This is a genomic window from Actinomycetospora sp. NBRC 106378 (assembly GCF_030269685.1).
In the GTDB taxonomy this organism is placed as follows: domain Bacteria; phylum Actinomycetota; class Actinomycetes; order Mycobacteriales; family Pseudonocardiaceae; genus Actinomycetospora.
The window spans coordinates 13535-33157 of record NZ_BSTT01000010.1 but is presented as its reverse complement, the minus strand read 5'-3'; the positions used below and the strand labels follow the sequence as shown (position 1 = coordinate 33157).

The following is a 19623-nucleotide window of genomic DNA, read 5'->3' as shown; positions in this document are numbered from 1 at the left end:
GGCAGGTCCGGGCCCGTCCGGACCTGTCTGACGTCACCCTCGCGAGGGCGCCCCTCATCGGGCGCACAGTCCGGTAGGTCAGACTCGGGCCCATGAAGCTGCTCGTCACCGGGGGCGCCGGGTACGTCGGGAGCGTGTGCACCGCGCACCTGCTCGACGCCGGCCACGACGTCACCGTCCTGGACGACCTCTCCACCGGCCACCGGGACGCCGTCCCGAGCGGCGCCACGCTCGTCGAGGGCGACGTGGCGACGGCGGCCGCCGGCGTCCTCGCCGACGGCTTCGACGGGGTGCTGCACTTCGCGGCCCGCTCGCTGGTGGGCGAGTCGGTGGCCGACCCGGCGAAGTACTGGCACGGCAACGTCGTCACCTCGATCGCCCTGCTCGACGCGATCCGTGCGCACCGCGTGCCGCGGCTGGTGTTCTCCTCGACCGCCGCCACCTACGGCGAGCCGGAGACCTCACCCATCACCGAGGACTCCCCCACCCGCCCGACCAACCCCTACGGCGCCACGAAGCTCGCGATCGACCACGCGATCACCTCCTACGCCGCGGCGTCGGACCGGGAGCTGGGCGCGGTGTCGCTGCGCTACTTCAACGTCGCGGGCGCCCACGGGGCACAGGGCGAGCGGCACACCACCGAGACCCACCTCATCCCCCTCGTGCTCCAGGTGGCGGCGGGGACCCGCGAGCAGGTCGCGATCTACGGCGACGACTGGCCCACCCCCGACGGCACCTGCGTCCGCGACTACATCCACGTCGACGACCTCGCCGACGCCCACCTGCGGGCCCTGGAGCACGCCGCTCCCGGCGAGCACCTGGTGTGCAACCTCGGCAACGGCACCGGGTTCTCGGTGCTCGAGGTCATCGAGGCCTGCCGCCGCGTCACCGGCCACCCGATCCCCGCCGCCGTCGCGCCCCGCCGGGCCGGCGACCCCGCCGTGCTCGTCGCGTCCGCCGCGCGGGCCCACGAGCGCCTCGGCTGGACCCCGACCCGCGGTGACCTCGACGGCATCGTCGCCGACGCCTGGGACTTCGCGCAGCGACGGGTCTCGGCGTGAGCGCGGTGACCTCCCTGGTCTGCTTCGACCTCGACGGCACGCTGGTCGACTCCGGGCCGGGGATCATCGAATCGGTGCGGCGCTCGGCGGCGTCGGTCGGGATCGCCGAGCCCGACGACGAGCAGCTGCGCGCCCTGATCGGCCCGCCCTTCCCGCAGGCGTTCCGCGACGTCCTCGGCGTCGACGCCGCCACCGCGGACGCGATGATGGCGACCTACCGCGAGGTCTACGGCGGCGGTCTGATGCGCGAGGTCGCCGTGTACGACGGCGTGCCGGACCTGCTCGCCGAGCTCGTCGCCCGCGGCGACCGCCTCGCCGTGACCACGAGCAAGCCCCGCCCGTTCGCCCACGAGGTCGTCACCCACGTCGGGCTCGACAAGTTCTTCGCGGGCGGGGTGTTCGGGGCCGAGTTCGACGGCAGCGTCGAGGGCAAGGCCGCGGTCGTGGGGCTGGCGCTGGCCGCGCACGGGGGCCCGGTGGTCGCCCTGGTCGGCGACCGCCACCACGACGTCGACGGCGCCCGCGCGCATGGCCTGCCCTGCGTCGGCGTGACCTGGGGCTTCGGTGGACGCGAGGAGCTGCTCGGGGCGGGAGCGGCCGCCGTCGTCGACACCCCGGCGGCTGTCACGACCGCCCTCGACGCCCTGCGCTGACTCACCCGGCGAGCTGCCGGCTCGTCTCGGCCACGGCCCGCTCGACCATGCGCCGCGCCGTCTCCGGGGTCTGACCCGCCGCCAGCATCGTCGCGAGCAGGCCGCTGAGCCGGTGGTCGGGGTCGGCGCCCCGCGCCCGCTCCAGCGCCGTCGTCAGGGTCGCCCCGCCGCCGTGGTCGAGGGAGGCGAACGCGAGCAGCGTCGCCGGCTCCGCCACCTCCGGCTCCGGGACGGCCCGCACGAGGACCCGCCACAGCTCCTCTGCCTGCGCCGGGTCGACCGCGTCGTCGCACCCCGCGGCGAACCCGAGGCAGATGTCGCGCACCCGGGGGTCGCACAGCGCCACCGCGAGGCGGGCGACCTCCTCCTCCGCGAGCCGCCCACCCGCCCCGACCTCGGCGACGGCACGGCGGACCGCGTCCAGGTCGCGCCGGGCCGCTGCCGGGCCGGACAGCTCGCGGTCGAGCACGGCGGCCTCGAGGGCGTCGTCCAGCAACTCCCGACGACGGCGGGAGCCCGCGCCCGGCTCGGGCGCGAGGGCGGCGGCCATCTCGTCGCGCGAGCCGTAGGTGACCCGGCCGAGCGCGGTGGTCTCCGCGGCGGTGCGGGTCCCCGCCGGGTCGGGCAGCGTGCCCGAGCAGTCGCACCGTTCGAAGCACCGGTACGGCGCCCCCGCGGCGATCCGCTCGGTCCAGGTCGCGCCGACGAGCGGCACCCGCAGCTCGGCGAAGACGTCGGTGATCGCGTCGACCAGTCCCGCGCCCGGGGGACGCCCGTCGGGCCCGGGCCGTGCGGCGGACACCACCACGACGACGAGCGCGTCCGGCTCGGTGGGGGCCAGGCGGTCGCGCACGGCGGCGGCGAGGACCGCGTCGTCGTCGGGACCCTCCCCGAGGTCGATCCGCAGCGACGCGCCGAGCCGGCGCGACCGCTCCGGGCCGTGCATCCCCAGCACGACGACCGACTCCTCGGGGGTGAACCCGAACAGCGGTGGGATGGAGGCGACGAGGTCGGCGGGATCGGAGATGGAGACGACCACCGTCTCGTCGGGACCCCGCCGGCGCGACGGCGCGGGACGGGGACGGGGGCGGCGGGCGCGGGACTTCTTCCGGGTGCTCACACGGGCACTGACTCCGTGCCGGTCCCGCCGGATCCACCCTCCACCCGGACGGAGCAGTGCCCGCCCCGGACTTCATCGGGCCGTCACCCGCACGCGCTTGCCCGTGAGCCGGGTCACCGGTCAGAGTCGCGACGTGGCGACCCACGACTACGACCTGCTCGTCATCGGCTCCGGCCCGGGCGGGCAGAAGGCGGCCATCGCCGCGGCGAAGCTCGGGAAGCGCGTCGCGGTGGTCGAGCGGCGGGGCATGGTCGGCGGGGTCTGCACCCAGACCGGCACCATCCCGTCGAAGACGCTCCGCGAGGCCGTGCTCTACCTGACCGGCTACGCGATGCGCGGGCTCTACGGCGAGAGCTACCGGGTCAAGCAGGACATCACCGTGCAGGACCTGCTCGCCCGCACCCACTTCGTGATCGGCCGCGAGGTCGAGGTGATCCGCGCGCAGCTGCAGCGCAACCGGGTCGACCTGCTCTCCGGCGCCGCCCGGTTCCTCGACGAGCACGCCGTCGAGGTGCTGGGCGAGCGCCGCGGCGAGCACCAGACCGTCACGGCCGACAAGATCGTCGTCGCCACCGGGACGAAGCCCGCGCGGCCGCCGTCGGTCGAGTTCGACGACCGCCGCGTGGTCGACTCCGACGGCATCCTCGCGATGGAGGCGATCCCCTCGAGCATGGTCGTGGTCGGGGCCGGCGTGATCGGCATCGAGTACGCCTCGATGTTCGCGGCCCTCGGCACGCGGGTCACCGTCGTCGAGCGCCGACCGGCCATGCTCGAGTTCTGTGACGCCGAGGTCGTCGAGTCGCTCAAGTTCCACCTGCGCGACCTCGCGGTCACCTTCCGCTTCGGCGAGGAGGTCTCCGGGGTGAGCGTGTCCGAGCGCGGCACCGTCACCACGCTGGCGAGCGGGAAGAAGATCGCGGCCGAGACCGTCATGTACTCGGCCGGGCGCCAGGGCGTGACCGAGGAGCTCGCCGTCGGGAAGGCGGGCCTTGAGGCCGACGCGCGGGGCCGGCTGAAGGTCGACGAGCACTACCGGACCGCGGTGCCGCACATCTACGCGGTCGGCGACGTCATCGGCTTCCCCGCCCTCGCCGCGACCTCGATGGAGCAGGGCCGGCTCGCCGCCTACCACGCGTTCGACGAGCCGGTGGGCCACGCGGACGCCGCGCTGGCGCCGTACGGCATCTACACGATCCCCGAGGTGTCCTACTGCGGCGCCACCGAGGCGGAGCTGACCGAGAAGTCGGTGCCCTACGAGGTCGGGATCGCGCGGTACCGGGAGCTCGCGCGCGGCCAGATCGTCGGCGACGACTACGGGATGCTCAAGCTCCTGGTCCACCCCGACACGCACGCGCTGCTCGGCGTGCACGTCTTCGGCACGTCGGCCACCGAACTGGTGCACGTCGGCCAGGCGATCATGGGCTGCGGCGGCACCGTCGACTACCTCGTCGACGCCGTGCTCAACTACCCGACGCTGTCCGAGGCCTACAAGGTCGCCGCTCTCGACGCGACCAACAAGATCCGGGCGCTGCAGGCCTTCGGGTAGGTCCCGACGCCGGGTCGGTGCCGGCTCAGCCCGCGACGGCGGGCAGGAGGACCTCCCGGCACCACGTCCGGAGATCGGTGGGCGCGGTCGTCGCGCGCGCCCAGTCGGCGTCGTAGATGCCATCGTCCTGGGCGGCGAACATCTCGACGACGTCCTGCACGGCCCGCTCGGCTCGGCCCGCCGACCGCAGCCCCGCCGCGTGCGGGCGGACTTCCGGGCGGAGGACTTCGTGCTCGTGACGCGGGGGGCGCTGGCGAACATGGGCGGGGGCGACTGGCGTCGCCACCTGACGCTCCTGCTCGACGGGGTCCGCCGCCCGGTGCGCTGAAGTCGGCCTGAGGATCCGGGCGGGCTCAGGGACGCTTCAGTTCCGTCTCCCACGGTGGCCCCATGAGCGAACGACAATTCACGATGCCGTCCAGCCCCGCCGGGATTCCCGGCTTCACCGAGTGGCAGCGCGCCCTGCACGACGAGCGGGACCGGACGCTGCCACCGACCCGGACGCCGGAGGAGCGCGGCGGCTTCGGCCGCGCCGTCGCCACGGCCGCGGTCGCGTTCGTCCTCGGGCTCGGCGTCGGGACCGCCGTGATCCTGGGAACGGGCCTGTCCGGCCCGGGCGGACCGGCCGCGGTCGGCGGGCCCGCCGCCGGTCCGGCGGTCGTCGCCCCGGCCGGTGGCCCCGCGGCGGTCGCACCCGGCGGCCCGGCCGCCGGACCGGGAGCTGTCGGACCGGGAGCCGCCGGACCGGTCGCACCCGGCGCTCCGGCCGCCGGACCGGCGGCGCCGGCCCCGGGCGGTCCCGGAGGCGGGACCGGAGCCGGTCCCGCCTGACCCGGGAGCACCCGTCGTCGGGCCCGGGTCAGAAGAGCGGGTCGTCGATGACGAACCGCCACGTCCCGTCGGGCTGCCGGCGGGACACCTCGCTGGTGACGCCCTCGGCGTCGGCCAGCGTGCCGTCGGGCAGGCGGACCTTCGCGGTCCACCGGCCCGAGGACAGCGCGAGGTCACCCGTGACGTAGAGCTTCCGGGTGCTGCCGTGGATGGTCTCGATGCTCTCGGCCAACGCGGCGCACATCGCGCGGATCGGGCCGGCGCCGGTGCACTCGGAACCGTCGAGTTCGACGGCGATGGCGTCGGGCTCGTAGAGCGCCACCAGGGCGTCGACGTCGGAGGTGTTGATCGCCGCGGTGAACGCGTCGTGCAGGGCGGCGGGGTCGGTGACGGACATGGTCGTGGCCTTCCGGTGGGAGGTGGTGCGCCGGTGTCCCCGGCGCACCATCACTCTCCGTCGCAGGCCACGACCGGCCCATCCCAGGAACCTGGGGTCTCAGCCCCCGACCGGGAAGCGCAGCAGCGCGCCCACGTTGTCGACGAGCTCCGCGCCCGCGCCCAGCACGGAGAGCGAGCCGCCGAGCGCCCCGGTGGTCCGCAGCAGCACCTGCTCGGCGGGCCGCTGCACGACCTCGCCGTCGGTGAGCGCCGCCGCGCGGTCCTTCTCCGTGGAGATGGCCTCGGGGGTGGCGCCGGTCCACAGCTCGCCGGTGACCTGCGCGCCGTCCACGAGCAGGAGCGTCTCCACGGCGCCGTTGCGCGCCGCCTCGAGCACCGCCTCCAGGCCCTCGGCCGCGGTGTTGTGCGCCTTCGCCTCCTGGAACCGCTCACGGATCGACGTCTCCCGCGCCGTCGCGGCGACTCCGGCCTCGGTGAGCAGCGCGTCCTCGAGCGCGTCCTCGCTGGCGCCGGCCGCCCGGCTGCCCGCCTCGATCTCGCGGGTGAGCTCGGCGAGGTCCTTCGGCATCTCGTGGCGCACGACCTCGCGGCCGCTGACCTCACCGGCCAGCACGATGATCTCCGGCCGGAAGGACTTCACCGCCGACTGGATGCCCTTCACCACGTCGGCGCCGTTCTGATAGGCCGCCTCGGCGTGCCGACGCTGGCGCCGCTTGTGCGCGTTCCCGCCCTCGCGGGGCTTGTGCACGGACTCCACGGCCGAGCCGCGCACGGTCTCCTCGGAGACCTCCTGCGCGCCCTCGACGTTCGACGCGACCACCTGGTAGACGTCCCCGCCGGTCTGGTCGACGACCGCCAGCACCACGCGGACGCTGCCCGACTGCGAGCGGAAGTAGGAGCCCAGCTCGGGCAGCGGCGACCAGGTCGCCACGTCCCCGGACCGGTCGACGCCCTCGACGGCCTCGTCGAGGAGCACCTCGCCGCCGGCCGCGACGACGACGCGGCCGTAGGCGTCCAGCTCACCGCCGCGGTTGTCCGTGAACACCTCGCCGATCGCGGCGACCGTCTTGTCGTCGGCGCCCTGCTCGGTGAGCGAGTCGGCCAGCCCGCGCCAGCGGAGCTCGGTCTGCTTGGCCGCGTTCTCGCCCGGGTTCGTCGCCTCCAGGTAGACCGTCGCGAACGGCCCCGGCCGCTCGAAGAGTTCCCGCGTGCGCGACAGGTCCATCAGGTCGTTCCTCCTCCTGGCCGCCACGGTGCGGACGGCCGATGTCGTACTGCTTGCCGGGCTGCCGTACCCGGTGACGGGGGGAGGACTAACCCCTACCAGCCGCGCAGATCCACCGACCAGGTGTCGAGGACGTCCTCGTCCCGGACCACGTGCATCCGGTCGTGGTAGGCGACGGTCGGATCGACGTGCGCGGGGATCACCAGCACGCGGTCGCCGACCCGCACCGGGTCGTCGGCGGCGAAGGTGACGTGCTCGTCCGAGCAGAACCACACCCGGGCGCCGGGGACGCTCGGGTTGCCGTGGTCCATGCCCAGCGCCTTCAGGCCCACGTCGGCGACCGCGTACGCCGGCATGTCCGGCCGCGCCGCCGACACGTGCACGACCGTCCCCAGCACGTGCAGCGCCTGCACGTACCCGACGCCCGCCGCCGTGTAGGCCGAGTCCATGAGCGCGTAGGAGCCGGCCTGCATCTCCGTGACCCACGGGTTGCACGCCGAGGTCCCGGTGCCGCCACCGGAGATCACGTCACCGCCGACGTCGGCGTGCGCGGCGAGCAGCAGCTCCATCGCGGTCTGCGTGAGCTTCGCGCGTTCGTCGGGGTCCGGCCACGCCTGCAGGTGCCCCTCGTAACCCATCACCCCGCGCACGGAGAGACCCGCCGCACGGGCCCGGTCGGCCAGTGCTCCGGCGTCGGACGGTCGGCAGCCGCAGCGCGGCATCCCCACGTTGACGTCGATCAGCACCTCGCGCACCCCGCCCGCGGCGGCCGCCTCGACCGTCTCCGGGGAGTCGACGGCGACGGTCACCCGCGCGTCCTCGAGCGCCCCGAGCCGGCGGGTGTCGAGGACCTCGTTGGCCAGCAGCAGGTCCGCACCGAGTCCGGCGGCGGCCATGCCCTCGACCTCGCGGATCGTCGCGCAGGTGAAGCCCGTCGCCCCGTGCGCGGCCTGCCGGGCGGCCAGCGCGGTCGTCTTGTGCGCCTTCACGTGCGGGCGCAGCGTCTCCCCGGGCCACCGGGCGGCCATGGCGGCGAGGTTGGACTCGAGGGCCTCGGCGTCGACGACGAGCGCCGGGGTCGTCAGGTCACCGAGTCGCACCGAGGATCCTCTCGAGGTGGGCGTTGCCGAACCGGCGCTCGGGGTCGAGGCGGTCGCGCAGGGCCACGAAGTCGGCGAACTCCGGGTAGGACGCGGCGAACCGGTCCGCGGTGCGGGTGTGCAGCTTGCCCCAGTGCGGGCGCCCGTCCAGCGCGGTCATCACCGCCTCGACGGCGCCGAAGTACGCCTCGTGCGGCCGGGAGTGGTGGACGTGCACCGCGAGGTAGGCGGAGTCGCGGCCCGACGCCGTGGAGAGCGGCACGTCGTCCGCCGCGGCCACCCGGACCTCGACCGGGAACGTCACGTCGGCGCCGTGGCGCTCCGCGGCCGCCCGCAGCCCGGCGAAGGCCTCCCCCAGGGCCGCCCGGGGCACCGCGTACTCCATCTCCTTGAACCGCACGCGGCGCGGGCTGGTGAACACCCGGTAGGACCGGTCGACGTACTCGGCGTTCGCCATCTGCCCGGCCATGACCCGGTTCAGCGTCGGGACCGCCCGGGGTACGGCCGCTCCCGCGCGGCACACCAGCTCGAAGGCGCCGTTGCCGAGCAGTTCGTCGCCGACCCAGGTCCCGAGCCGTCCCCGCGTCGGCCCGGGCGCGTCCGTCCGGTCGTTGATCTTCGTCGCGGCGATCTCGGTGTGCGGGAACCAGTAGAACTCGACGTGGTCGTGGCCGGCGGCCAGCTCGTCGAAGCCCTCCAGCACCTCGGCCAGCGGCCTCGCCGTCTCGGTGGCGTGCAGCGAGAACGCCGGCACGCACTCCAGCGTCACCGCGGTCACCACGCCCAGCGCCCCCAGGCCCACCCGGGCGTGGTGGAAGATCTCCGGGTGCTCGGTCGGGCCCGTCGTGATCACCGTGCCGTCGGCGAGCACCATCGCGAGGGCCCGGATGCGGGCGGCGATCCCCGTGTGCCCCGCGCCGGTGCCGTGCGTCCCCGTGGCGACGGCGCCCGCGATCGTCTGCGCGTCGATGTCCCCCAGGTTCGGCAGGGCGAGCCCGTGCTCCCACAGCGCCGCGTTCAGCGCGCGGATCGTCATCCCCGCCGGGACCGTCGCGAGCATCCCGTCGACCTCCGGCACACCCTGCGACGGGACCGCGAGCGCGACCCCGTCCGGTGCCCCGATCCCGGTGAACGAGTGACCCGAGCCCGTGGCCTTGACGCGTATCCCGTCGCGGGCGGCCTCCTTGACCGCGGTGACCACGTCCTCGGTGGTGCGCGCGACCACCCGCCGGGTGGGCGTCGTCCGCTGGTTCCCGGCCCAGTTACGCCAGGTCAAGGGATCGTTCCTTTCCCGACGACGGGTCGGTGCGGGGAAGCCCCGCGGTCCCGTCGCGCAACCGACGTCGCAGCACCGCGACGTACCAGAGTCCGGTGAGGGCGAGCCCGCCCAGCACCACGTAGTCGGCCGCGCGGAAGGCCTCCGGCAGCGTGAGCGCGGCGACCACGACGACGAGCCACAGCATCGCCAGGCCCGCCACCGGGAGTGCCGCGCGGCCGAGCGAGAAGGTGACCGCGGCGGCGTCGGCCCGCAGCCGTCGCCGGCGGGCGAGGTAGCCGCCGAGGGTGAGCAGGTAGATCAGGTACGGCACGAGCGCCGTCGCGCCGACCAGGATCGTGAACGCGGCACCGTCGAGCGTCCCGTAGCCGAGCAGCACCAGGCAGAGCACGAGGCTGACGACGAGCGCGACCACCGGGGTGGCCGTCCGCGCGTGCACCCGGCGCAGGGCCGCGGACGCCGGCAGCAGCCCGTCGCGCGCCATCGCGAAGATCAGCCGCGAGTTCGACGCCGCGGCGACCACGAGCAGGGCGAACATCGAGAACACGACGACCACGAGGAACACGTCGGTGAGGACGGGTCCGAGCCAGTACGTCGCGATCGCCGCGAGCGGGACCGGCGCGGCCTCGACCGCGCCCAGGTCGGGGATGGCGATCGTGAAGCCGAGGAGGGCGACCCACCCGAGCACCCCGGAGACGAGCGCGGCGACGATCATCGCCCGCGGGACGGTGCGCCGGGCGTCGACGGCCTCCTCGGCCATGTCCGCGGCGGCCTCGAACCCGACGAGGGTGAAGATGCCGACCAGTGCGCCGCCGACGATGCCGTCGGCCAGCGGGGTGCCCGGGTCGGTGACGGCGAGGAAGTCCACGCCGTGCCCGCCGTCGGGGGTGGTGCCGCGGTGGGTCGCCCAGAGGACCAGCAGCACGACCGAGAGCACGACCGTGCCCGCGATCTCGGCGAACACCGCCAGGTTGTTCACCCGCGCGGCGAGCTGGACGCGCACGATGTTCACCGCGTACGCGACGAGCAGCGCCACCACGGCGATGACCAGTAGCGTCAGCGGGTCGGCCGCGTCGAGCCCGAGCACGGTGGCGGCGAGCGGCGCGAGCCCGACGAGCGCGATCCCCGGCAGCCCGACCGCGGAGTAGAGCAGGCCGAGCGCACCGACCGTGTAGCCGAAGCCGGTGTTCACCAGCCGCGCCGACCACTGGTAGTTCGCGCCCGCCAGCGGCATGTGCGCGGCGAGCTCGGCCAGCACGAGCACCACGAGGAGCTGCCCGACGGCGGCCACCGGCCACAGCCACACCGCCGCCGGCCCGAGCGTCGTCAGGCCGTAGGCGTAGTTGACGAAGATCCCGGTGGTGATGGAGACGACGGAGAACGCGATCGCGAACAGCGCGAAGCGCCGCAGCACCCGGGGGAACGAGCTCGCGTAGCCGGCCTCCATGGCACGACAGCGTGCGACCTGCGTCATACTGAGTCAAGCGTCTGGGACAGTTGTCCAAGTTGGGGGGGTTCCGCGTGGCGCGCGTATCGGCCGCCGACCGGCGGCGGCAGCTGGTCGAGGCGGCGTTCCGGGTGATCGGCGCGGAGGGCTTCGCGGCGGCGACCACGCGCCGGATCTGCGCCGAGGCGGGCGCCCCGGTCGCGGCGTTCCACTACTGCTTCGCCTCCAAGTCCGAGCTGTTCGTCGAGCTCACCGAGGTGACCGTGGCGGCGCTGCGGGACGCGCAGGCCGGCGGGGTGCACGTCGTCGGGGGGATCGGGGAGTCCCTGCGCGAGACGCTGCGCCAGTGGTGGGCGACGGTCGAGGCGGCGCCGGAACGGGAGGTCGTCCTCACCGGGCTGACCCACCACGCGATGCACGAGCCCTCGCTGGCCGGGGTCGCGCGGCGGCAGTACGAGGCCTACCACCGGACGGCCGCCACGACGCTCTCGGCGCTCGCCGACGCGTGCGCGGTGACCTGGACGCTGCCGGTGGAGCAGCTGGCCCGGATGCTCGTCGTCGTGACCGACGGCGTGACGATCGCCTACCTCGTCGACCGCGACCCGGACGCCGCCGTGCGCACCCTCGACGCGTTCGCGAGGCTGCTGGCAGGCCTGACCTCGCCGTCATGATCACGGCGGTGGGACCGTCACGGCTGATGTCGATCTCCGCGACAGCCATGGCCGTCCCCCCGACGTGATCATCGTCGACCTGGTGCGTGCGGGGGGCCGCTGTGGTGAGGTCGCAGGCGTGAGCGAGTTGCGCGCGGTCGACGTCGCCGAGGTCGAGGCCGTCGTCCGGAAGCTGTGCGTCGAGGCCAACCACGAGCTGCGCGAGGACCACGTCGCGGCCCTGCAGCGCGGGCGGGACGCCGAGGAGTCGCCGATCGGGCGCGAGGTGTTCGACCGGCTGCTGGAGAACGCGCGCGTGTCGGCCGCCGAGCGGATCGCGTTCTGCCAGGACACGGGCTACGCCGTGGTGTTCCTGACGATCGGGCAGGACGTGCACTTCGTCGGCGGTTCGCTGGCCGAGGCCATCGACCGGGGTGTGGCGGAGGGGTACTCCGACGGCTACCTGCGCGCCTCGCTCGTCCGCTCCCCCGTCGACCGGGTGAACACCGGTGACAACACCCCGGCGATGGTCCACTACGACCTCGTCCCGGGTTCCGGCATCGAGCTGACGTTGCTGGTCAAGGGCGCGGGCTGCGACAACATGAGCGCACTGCGGATGCTCACCCCTGCGGCGGGCGTCGAGGGCATGAAGCGCTTCGTCGTGGAGACCATCGAGAAGGCGGGGCCCAGTGCGAGCCCGCCGGTCACGGTCGGGATCGGCATGGGCGGCACGTTCGACCGGGCCGCGGTGCTCGCGAAGCGGGCGCTCACCCGGAACCCCACCGGCTCGCCGTCACCCGACCCGTTGCTCGCCGAGCTGGAGGCCGAGCTGGTCGACGCGATCAACGCCACCGGCATCGGGCCGGCCGGGTTCGGCGGCACCGTCACCACGGTCGCGGTGCACGTCGAGGCCTACCCGACCCACATCGCGGCGTTCCCCGTCGCGATCAACCTGGACTGCCACTCCCACCGGGTGCGGAGCGTGACCCTGTGAACCTCACCCTGCCGCTGGACGACCCGTCGTCGCTGCACGCCGGCGACTCCGTGACGCTGAACGGCACCGTCTACACCGCCCGCGACGCCGCCCACGCCCGGTTCCTCGAGGCGATCGACGCCGGCGAGGACCTGCCCTTCGACGTCGCGGGCGCCACGATCTACTTCGTCGGGCCCACCCCCGCCCGCCCGGGCCACGTCATCGGCAGCGCCGGCCCCACGACGGCGAGCCGGTGCGACGCCTACTCCCCCGCGCTGGTCGAGCGGGGACTCGCCGCGATGATCGGCAAGGGGCGACGCAACGCCGAGGTGAAGTCCTCGATGCTCGAGCACGGCTGCGTCTACTTCGGCGCGATCGAGGGCACTGCCGCCCTGCTCTCGCAGTGCATCACCGCGGCCGAGATCGTCGCGTACGAGGACCTGGGGGCCGAGGCCGTGCGGAAGCTGACGATCGAGAACTTCCCGGCCCTCGTCGTCAACGACCTGCACGGCGCGGACCTGTACGACGACGGACCGGCCCGCTACCGCCGGTCCGGCTAGAGCTGGGCCCGGACGCCGGCCTCCTGCGGCAGGTTGCGGGCCTGGGCCGCCAGGCCCGCCTCCATCGCCGACCGCGACTCCGTGCCCCCGACCCGGCCGACCGGCAGCACGGTCCGGTGCTTGACGTCCTCGATGACGAGGGCGATCGCGAGGTAGGCCGCGGCCGCCGCCACCACGACGGCGACGATCCCGCTGACCCGCTCCCAGACGGTGGAGGCGGTCAGGTCGTAGAGCCCGCCCGCCACGAAGCGGGCGGCGGCGCTGAGCAGGACCACGGAGAACATCGGCTTGGCGGTCAGCCCGGGGATCGCCATGAGGACGAGCACGCCGGCGAGCGCGCAGAACAGCACACCGCGCGGCGCGCTCGTGGTGGCACCGGTGTACTCCTGCACGACGACGTCGGTCGGCCAGGTGACGGCGAGCAGTCCGAGCAGGGTGGCCACGAGCGGCTCGCGGGTGAGGAACCCGAGGACGGCCGCGAGGAACTGCGGCAGCGCGATGAAGGTCGCGAGCATGACCATCACGACCCGGGTGTCCTGCGGCGAGAACCCGCCGAGGTGGGTGACCGCCAGCAGCACGTTGCCGATCGCGAAGGCGAACAGCCCCAGCGGCAGCGGGCTCGCGTAGGCCCGCAGGACGATCGAGGTGCGCTGGAGCGCCTCGACGTCGCCCTCGTCCGCCCGCTCCCCCGGGCGGCCGTGCCGCGGCCCCGCCTCGTGTCGCCCGGTCCCGTCGGCGGACGACTCGGACTCGGGCTCGGGCGGGGCATCCGTGGTGCTCACGCGCCCGGATCCCGCGTCCACCGGCGGACCAAACTCGGACACGCAGCACACCGGCCCTGCACCGTTCTCCCCGAAGTGCTCGGATGCAGCCCATGCGCTACGACGCGATCCTCGCGGAGACGATCGGCATCCGCGGTCACGGTGACGACCTCATCGAGGCCTACACCGCCCGCCCGATGGACCCCGGCCCACACCCCGGCATGATCGTCATCCACCACATGCCCGGCTACGACCGGGAGTCCAAGGAGATCACCCGCCGGTTCGCGGCGATGGGGTATTCGGCGATCTGCCCGAACCTCTACACCCGCGAGGCCCCGGACGCCGAGCCCGACGACGCCGCGGCGACGGCCCGCGCGCAGGGCGGAGTGCCCGACGAGCGCTTCGTCGGCGACGCCCGGGGCGCCGCCGCGTGGCTGCGGAGCCTGCCGAACGCGACGGGTGCGGTCGGGGCGATCGGCTACTGCTCGGGCGGCCGACAGGCCGTGCTCACCGGGATCGAGGTCGACGTCCAGGCGACGGTCGACTGCTACGGCGCCTTCGTCGTCGGCACCCCGCCCGAGGGCTTCCCGCTGAAGGTCGGCCCGCTGGCCGACCGGATCCCCGAGCTCGGTGCCCCGCTGCTCGGCCTCTTCGGCAACGACGACTCCTACCCCTCGCCGGACCAGGTGGACGAGCTGGAGAAGCTGCTGCAGGACAACGGGAAGACCTACGAGTTCCACCGCTACGACGGCGCCGGGCACGCGTTCTTCTCCGTCGACCGACCCTCGTACCGGCCCGAGGCCGCCGTCGACGGCTGGGCGAAGGTGGCCGACTTCCTCGCCCGGCACCTGCAGCAGGACGTGGTGGGGAGCAACTGATGTGCACCTACTCGACGGAGAAGGTCGCCCTCGCGCGGTCGAGCGGGAAGACCCGTGACGGCTGGCAGCCGATGAACCAGGCGACGGTCTACTACGACCACCCCGTCCACGCGCCGGACGCCCACACCGTGAACATCGACTTCCACGGCCGGGAGCCCGGCTCCCGGGTGGCGGTCGAGCTCTCGCTGGAGTCCGCCCGGGAGCTGCTGGCCGCCCTCGAGGTCACCGTGGAGCGGGCCAAGGACCACTAGGTGCCTGCGGCAGGTGAGCACTGACGGTCGCCACAGCGACCTTCTCTGCTCACCTGCGCTTGCGCACACCACCGTTAGCGATATATCGTTGAGCCATCGCCGACAGTCGGCGATACCCGACGAGAGGATCGGACGACATGTTCGACATCAACGAGCGCCCGAACTGGGCGCAGAAGCGGGGCCACCGCGGACACGGCGGCCCCCAGCACGGCGAGCCCGGCGGTCCCCGCCGCGGCGCGCCCCGTCGTCGGGGCGGAGGCCCCTTCGGCATGGACTTCGGACCCCCCTTCGGGCCGTTCGGCCCCGGCGGTCCGGGTCGGCGCGGACGCGGTGGCCCCTTCGAGGGCCCCGACGGTCCGGGCGAGGAGCGCGGTCGCGGCCGGCACGGGCACGGCCCGCACGGACGCGGCCGCCGCTCGCGGGGCGACGTGCGCCTCGCGATCCTGGCCCTGCTCCGCGAGGAGTCCCGCCACGGCTACCAGATCATCCAGGAGATCGCCGAGCGTTCGGGCGGTTCCTGGAAGCCCAGCCCGGGGTCGGTCTACCCGACCGTCTCGCAGCTGGCCGACGAGGGCCTGGTGCACACCGAGAAGTCGGAGGGGCGCACGCTCGTGCACCTCACCGAGGCGGGCCGCACCTACGTGGAGGAGCACGCCGCCGAGCTGGACGCGGTGTGGTCCCAGGTCGAGGCCGGGGCCCACGACGGGTTCGGCGACCTCCGGACGGCGGGCCGCGGGCTGGCCGGGGCGGTCGCCCAGGTCGCGCAGGTCGGCACGCCCGCGCAGGTGACCGAGGCGACGAAGGTGCTCGACGAGGCCCGGCGGCGGCTGTACCTGCTGCTGGCCGAGGTCGACGACGCCGAGCCGGAGGACTCCCCGGAGGAGACCTCGTGATCGCAACAGGGCCGTCACACGAGGCTCCTACGCTCGATCGCCGCTGATGGCGACGACGAGGAGGAGCACGTGCTGGGCCTGTTCGCGGGAGGAAGTGCCCCGCCGTCCCCCGGTCCGGTCGCCCGCCGGGTCGCCGGGGAGCGGTGGGCCCTCCAGTACCGCGTGGTCCACGGCTACCGGCGGGCCTTCCGGATGGCGGGCTCCGGTCCGGTGCTGCTGCTGATCCACGGGATCGGCGACGACTCCTCGACCTGGGGCCCGGTGCTCGACGACCTCGCGCGCGACCACACCGTGATCGCCCCCGACCTGCTCGGCCACGGCGGCTCCGACAAGCCCCGCGGGGACTACTCGATCGGCGCCTACGCCAACGGGATGCGCGACCTGCTCTCCGTCCTCGACGTCGACCGCGCCTCGCTCGTCGGCCACTCGCTCGGCGGCGGGGTCGCCATGCAGTTCGCCTACCAGTACCCGGAGCGCACCGAACGGCTCGTGCTCGTCGGCGCCGGCGGGGTGGCCCGCTCGGTCACCCCCGCGCTGCGCGCCGCCTCGCTGCCGTTCGCCGACCTGCTGCTGCCGGTCCTGGGCTGGCCCGGGGTCCGATTCCAGACCGAGCTGGTGCTCCGGGTCCTCCAGCAGCTCGACACCGGTCTCGGCCGCGACGCCGAGGACCTCGTGCGCCTCGTCGACGCCCTGCCCGACGCGACCAGCCGCTCGGCCTTCCTGCGCACCCTGCGCGCGGTCGTCGACTGGCGCGGGCAGGTCGTGACGATGCTCGACCGCTGCTACCTGACGGCGGGCATGCCCACGCTGCTCGTGTGGGGTTCCGACGACATGGTGGTGCCGGTCGAGCACGGCCGCACCGCCCACGAGGCGATGCCGGAGAGCCGGCTGGTGATCTTCGAGCGCGCCGGTCACTTCCCGTTCCACACGGACCCCCGACGCTTCGTCGCGGTGCTGCGCGAGTTCCTCGCCTCCACCGAGCCGGCGCACTGGAGCCCGTCGGAGTGGCGGTCGCTGCTCCGCACGGGCGCCCTTCCCGACGCCGGGTCGGTACCGGCCGTGTAGCACATCACGTGCTACTTTGGCGGTGTGGAGCGCATCGGGGTCCGCGAGCTACGCCAGCACGCGTCGCGGTACCTCGCGCTGGTCAAGGCGGGCGAGACCGTCGAGGTGACCGACCGGGGCGAGCTGGTCGCTCTGCTGGTGCCCGCACAGCGGGGTGACACCGCGCGGGACCAGCTCGTCGCGGCGGGACGGTTGATCCCCGCCTCGGCGCCGACCGGTTACCTCCGTGGTCCGCACCCGGTGCCGGCGGCGGCGGTCGGCGGACCCTCGAACGCCGAGCTGCTCGACGCCGAGCGCGACGAGCGTCCGTGATCTACCTGGACTCGTCGGCCGTGCTGAAGCTGGTGCGGGCCGAGGACGAGACGCCGGCCCTCCGCGACCGGCTCGTCGCCCGCCCCGACGAACCCCTGGTGACCAGCGAGCTCGGGCGGGTCGAGGTCCTGCGCGCGGCGCGGCGATCCGGCGAGCACGTCGAATCGACGGCCCGCCTCGCGCTCGGGGACCTCGATCTCGTGCCCCTCGACCGAGCCGTCCAGGATCTCGCGTCGACGATCGGCGGTCCCGTGCTCCGTACCCTCGACGCCCTGCACCTGGCGTCCGCGGTGCTGCTCCGTGACCATCTGACGGCCTTCGTGGCCTACGACCACCGCCTCGCGGACGCCGCTCGTACCGAAGGGCTCGTCGTCGAGACCCCGGGGTGGGCGTGACCGGTATCGCCCTCGAGGGCGGCGATGTGCCCCACCCATGACGCACGTCGCCGCAGTCGCGGCGCGACCTGCCGTCGGGAAGGACGGCGGAGCGAAGCCCGGATGGGCAGACTGATCGCGTGACCTCCTCCCCGCGCGCGCCCGAGACCGACGACCCGTACCTCTGGCTCGAGGACGTCACCTCCGACGAGGCCCTCGGGTGGGTCCGGGAACGCAACGCCGAGAGCCTGGGGCGCCTGACCGACTCCGACCGGTTCGCCGAGCTGCGCGACGGCCTGCGCGCGGTCCTCGACTCCGACGACCGCATCCCCTACACCCGTCGTCGTGGGGAGCTGCTCTACAACTTCTGGCAGGACGCCGAGCACCCCCGCGGTCTGTGGCGGCGCACGACCCTCGACGACTACCGCGGCGGCGACCCGACGTGGGAGCTGCTGCTCGACGTCGACGCCCTCGCCCGCGACGAGGACGAGAACTGGGTCTGGGCGGGCGCCGCGGCGCGCTGGCCGGACTACACCCGCGCGCTCGTCCAGCTCTCCCGGGGCGGCGCCGACGCGACGGTGGTCCGCGAGTTCGACCTCTCCGCGAAGCGCTTCCTGACGGCGGACGAGGGCGGCTTCGTCCTCCCCGAGGCCAAGAGCCGCGTGTCGTGGATCGACGACGACACCGTCTTCGTCGGGACCGACCTCGGACCCGGATCGATGACCACGTCGGGCTACCCACGCGTGATGCGCCGGTGGTCGCGCGGCACCCCGGTGGCCGAGGCCCCCGTCGTGTTCGAGGCGCAGGAGACCGACGTCTCGGCCTTCGCCGGCAAGGACCGCACCCGCGGGTTCGAGCGCGAGATGGTCGGGCGCAGCCCCGACTTCCACACCGTCGAGGAGTTCGTGCTCCGCGCCGACGGCTCGCTCGTGAAGATCGAGGCGCCCGCCGACGCGGACACCGACATCGACCGCGCCTGGCTGCTCGTCCGCACCCGGTCGCCGTGGACGGTGGAGGGCACCGAGTACGCGGCCGGCACGCTGCTGGCGTTCGAGGCCGAGGGCTTCCTCACCGGCTCCCGGGAGCACACGGTGCTCTTCGCGCCGACGGCGTCGCGGTCGCTCTCGGGGTGGTCGTGGACGAAGAGCTACCTCATCCTCACCGTGCTCGAGGACGTGGCGACGCGTCTCGAGGTGCTCACGCCGCCGGCGGGGCCGGAGCAGTGGGCCGCGGGCGAGTGGGCTCGCCGCGAGCTGCCGACCGGCGAGGCGTTCGCCGAGGTCGCCGTCGTCGGGACCGACCCCGACGAGTCGGACGAGATCTTCCTCGACACCGACGGCTTCACCCGCCCGTCGACCTTCGCGCGGACGGTGCTCGGTGCCTCGGCCGAGGAGGACGCGCCGCTCGAGACGCTGCGGTCGGCGCCGTCGTTCTGGGACACCACCGGCGTCACGGTCCAGCAGTTCTTCGCGACGAGCGAGGACGGCACGAAGGTGCCGTACTTCGTCGTCGGGAAGGAGTCCGCCGAGGCGGGACCGGTCCTCATGACCGGGTACGGCGGGTTCGAGATCTCCCTGACCCCGTCGTACTCCGGCGTGATGGGACGGGGGTGGATCTCGCAGGGCGGGACGTACGTCGTCGCGAACATCCGGGGCGGTGGTGAGTACGGGCCGGAGTGGCACACCTCGGCGCTGCGCGAGCACCGGCACCGGGCCTACGAGGACTTCGCGGCGGTCGCCCGCGACCTCGTCGACCGCGGCATCACGACGCCGGGTCGGCTCGCCATCCACGGCGGGTCCAACGGCGGGCTGCTGATGGGTGTGATGATCACGCGGTACCCGGAGCTGTTCGGGGCCGTCGTCGTGATGGTGCCGCTGCTCGACATGCGGCGCTTCCACCTGCTGCTCGCCGGCGCCTCGTGGCAGGCCGAGTACGGGGAGCCGGACGACCCGGACGACTGGGCGTTCATCTCGCAGTACTCGCCCTACCAGCACCTGACGAAGGACGCGACGTACCCGTCGATCCTCGTGACGACCTCGACCCGCGACGACCGGGTGCACCCCGGGCACGCGCGCAAGTTCGTCGCGCGCCTGCGCGAGTACGGGCACCCCGTCGAGTACTACGAGAACGTCGAGGGCGGGCACGGCGGCGCGGCCGACAACGCGCAGCGGGCCTTCCAGTGGGCGCTGGTCCTCGAGTTCTGTCGCCGGGTCGTGGGCTGAGCCCCTCTTCCGTGGCAGGAAAGCGT

General features: G+C 74.1%; 23 protein-coding genes. 15 read left to right on the top strand and 8 right to left on the bottom strand.

Features of this window, described 5'->3' with window-relative positions; all coding sequences use genetic code 11:
• Positions 1-92 precede the first annotated feature (92 nt).
• Both galE and QSK00_RS20680 read left to right on the top strand, forming a co-directional pair.
• Positions 93-1061, top strand: coding sequence for a UDP-glucose 4-epimerase GalE (gene galE, locus QSK00_RS20685; RefSeq protein ID WP_285593612.1), 969 nt, complete (start codon positions 93-95; stop codon positions 1059-1061).
• Positions 1058-1714, top strand: coding sequence for an HAD hydrolase-like protein (locus tag QSK00_RS20680; protein ID WP_285593610.1), 657 nt, complete (start codon positions 1058-1060; stop codon positions 1712-1714). Before galE ends, QSK00_RS20680 begins: the two co-directional genes overlap by 4 nt.
• A 1-nt stretch (position 1715) precedes the next feature.
• Here the strand turns inward: QSK00_RS20680 and QSK00_RS20675 are convergent, their stop codons facing one another.
• Positions 1716-2834 (bottom strand): DUF4192 domain-containing protein, encoded by a 1119-nt coding sequence (locus tag QSK00_RS20675; RefSeq protein WP_285593608.1) that lies wholly within the window; start codon positions 2832-2834, stop codon positions 1716-1718.
• 133 nt (positions 2835-2967) lie between these two features.
• Between QSK00_RS20675 and sthA the strand changes: the two genes are divergently transcribed.
• On the top strand, positions 2968-4380 hold the full coding sequence (sthA, locus tag QSK00_RS20670) for a Si-specific NAD(P)(+) transhydrogenase (protein WP_285593606.1): 1413 nt from the start codon (positions 2968-2970) through the stop codon (positions 4378-4380).
• A gap of 25 nt (positions 4381-4405) precedes the next feature.
• Here the strand turns inward: sthA and QSK00_RS20665 are convergent, their stop codons facing one another.
• Positions 4406-4540, bottom strand: coding sequence for a hypothetical protein (locus tag QSK00_RS20665; RefSeq protein ID WP_285593604.1), 135 nt, complete (start codon positions 4538-4540; stop codon positions 4406-4408).
• A gap of 39 nt (positions 4541-4579) precedes the next feature.
• Here QSK00_RS20665 and QSK00_RS20660 point away from each other — a divergent pair, with 39 nt between their 5' ends.
• Together QSK00_RS20660 and QSK00_RS20655 are read left to right on the top strand one after the other, a co-directional pair.
• Positions 4580-4708: a hypothetical protein gene (locus QSK00_RS20660; RefSeq protein ID WP_285593602.1), complete on the top strand. Its 129-nt coding sequence runs from the start codon at positions 4580-4582 to the stop codon at positions 4706-4708.
• Between the two features lie 62 nt (positions 4709-4770).
• Positions 4771-5211, top strand: coding sequence for a hypothetical protein (locus QSK00_RS20655; RefSeq protein ID WP_285593600.1), 441 nt, complete (start codon positions 4771-4773; stop codon positions 5209-5211).
• Positions 5212-5239: 28 nt separating this feature from the next.
• Here QSK00_RS20655 and QSK00_RS20650 read toward each other — a convergent pair whose 3' ends face one another.
• The 5 genes from QSK00_RS20650 to QSK00_RS20630 all read right to left on the bottom strand — a co-directional run bounded on the left by QSK00_RS20650 (position 5240) and on the right by QSK00_RS20630 (position 10658).
• A complete protein-coding gene (locus QSK00_RS20650; protein ID WP_285593598.1) occupies positions 5240-5608 on the bottom strand; it encodes a YybH family protein in 369 nt (122 codons plus the stop codon).
• A 99-nt stretch (positions 5609-5707) separates the two neighbouring features.
• Entirely contained in the window at positions 5708-6835 is a 1128-nt protein-coding gene (locus tag QSK00_RS20645; RefSeq protein WP_285593596.1) for a baeRF2 domain-containing protein, read from the bottom strand.
• A 95-nt stretch (positions 6836-6930) separates the two neighbouring features.
• The gene (locus tag QSK00_RS20640) at positions 6931-7935 is read right to left on the bottom strand and encodes an alanine racemase (RefSeq protein ID WP_285593595.1); all 1005 of its coding nucleotides are present in this window, start codon (positions 7933-7935) and stop codon (positions 6931-6933) included.
• A complete protein-coding gene (locus tag QSK00_RS20635; RefSeq protein ID WP_285593594.1) occupies positions 7922-9211 on the bottom strand; it encodes a D-arabinono-1,4-lactone oxidase in 1290 nt (429 codons plus the stop codon). Before QSK00_RS20635 ends, QSK00_RS20640 begins: the two co-directional genes overlap by 14 nt.
• Complete coding sequence (locus tag QSK00_RS20630) at positions 9198-10658, bottom strand: APC family permease (RefSeq protein ID WP_285593593.1); 1461 nt, start codon at positions 10656-10658, stop codon at positions 9198-9200. The genes QSK00_RS20635 and QSK00_RS20630 overlap by 14 nt, the downstream gene beginning before the upstream one ends.
• 74 nt (positions 10659-10732) lie before the next feature.
• Here QSK00_RS20630 and QSK00_RS20625 point away from each other — a divergent pair, with 74 nt between their 5' ends.
• The 3 genes from QSK00_RS20625 (at position 10733) to QSK00_RS20615 (ending at position 12841) form a co-directional block, all read left to right on the top strand.
• Complete coding sequence (locus tag QSK00_RS20625) at positions 10733-11329, top strand: TetR/AcrR family transcriptional regulator (protein WP_285593591.1); 597 nt, start codon at positions 10733-10735, stop codon at positions 11327-11329.
• 118 nt (positions 11330-11447) lie between these two features.
• Positions 11448-12302, top strand: a complete 855-nt coding sequence (locus QSK00_RS20620) for a fumarate hydratase (RefSeq protein ID WP_285593588.1) — start codon at positions 11448-11450, stop codon at positions 12300-12302.
• Positions 12299-12841 (top strand): FumA C-terminus/TtdB family hydratase beta subunit, encoded by a 543-nt coding sequence (locus QSK00_RS20615; protein WP_285593586.1) that lies wholly within the window; start codon positions 12299-12301, stop codon positions 12839-12841. The genes QSK00_RS20620 and QSK00_RS20615 overlap by 4 nt, the downstream gene beginning before the upstream one ends.
• Here the strand turns inward: QSK00_RS20615 and QSK00_RS20610 are convergent.
• Positions 12838-13623 carry a GPR1/FUN34/YaaH family transporter gene (locus QSK00_RS20610; RefSeq protein ID WP_285593584.1) on the bottom strand — a complete coding sequence of 262 codons (786 nt, stop codon included), beginning with the start codon at positions 13621-13623 and terminating at the stop codon, positions 12838-12840. The genes QSK00_RS20615 and QSK00_RS20610 overlap by 4 nt on opposite strands.
• A 92-nt stretch (positions 13624-13715) precedes the next feature.
• Here QSK00_RS20610 and QSK00_RS20605 point away from each other — a divergent pair, with 92 nt between their 5' ends.
• The 7 genes from QSK00_RS20605 to QSK00_RS20575 all read left to right on the top strand — a co-directional run bounded on the left by QSK00_RS20605 (position 13716) and on the right by QSK00_RS20575 (position 19597).
• Positions 13716-14480: a dienelactone hydrolase family protein gene (locus tag QSK00_RS20605; protein ID WP_285593963.1), complete on the top strand. Its 765-nt coding sequence runs from the start codon at positions 13716-13718 to the stop codon at positions 14478-14480.
• Positions 14480-14731, top strand: a complete 252-nt coding sequence (locus tag QSK00_RS20600; protein ID WP_285593582.1) for a DUF6295 family protein — start codon at positions 14480-14482, stop codon at positions 14729-14731. Before QSK00_RS20605 ends, QSK00_RS20600 begins: the two co-directional genes overlap by 1 nt.
• Positions 14732-14868: 137 nt before the next feature.
• Positions 14869-15624, top strand: a complete 756-nt coding sequence (locus QSK00_RS20595) for a PadR family transcriptional regulator (RefSeq protein WP_285593580.1) — start codon at positions 14869-14871, stop codon at positions 15622-15624.
• Positions 15625-15693: 69 nt separating this feature from the next.
• Positions 15694-16689: an alpha/beta fold hydrolase gene (locus QSK00_RS20590; protein ID WP_285593578.1), complete on the top strand. Its 996-nt coding sequence runs from the start codon at positions 15694-15696 to the stop codon at positions 16687-16689.
• Positions 16690-16713: 24 nt separating this feature from the next.
• Positions 16714-17001 carry a type II toxin-antitoxin system Phd/YefM family antitoxin gene (locus QSK00_RS20585; RefSeq protein WP_285593576.1) on the top strand — a complete coding sequence of 96 codons (288 nt, stop codon included), beginning with the start codon at positions 16714-16716 and terminating at the stop codon, positions 16999-17001.
• Positions 16998-17396, top strand: a complete 399-nt coding sequence (locus QSK00_RS20580) for a type II toxin-antitoxin system VapC family toxin (RefSeq protein ID WP_285593575.1) — start codon at positions 16998-17000, stop codon at positions 17394-17396. Before QSK00_RS20585 ends, QSK00_RS20580 begins: the two co-directional genes overlap by 4 nt.
• A 119-nt stretch (positions 17397-17515) precedes the next feature.
• Positions 17516-19597 (top strand): prolyl oligopeptidase family serine peptidase, encoded by a 2082-nt coding sequence (locus tag QSK00_RS20575; protein WP_285593573.1) that lies wholly within the window; start codon positions 17516-17518, stop codon positions 19595-19597.
• Positions 19598-19623 lie beyond the last annotated feature (26 nt).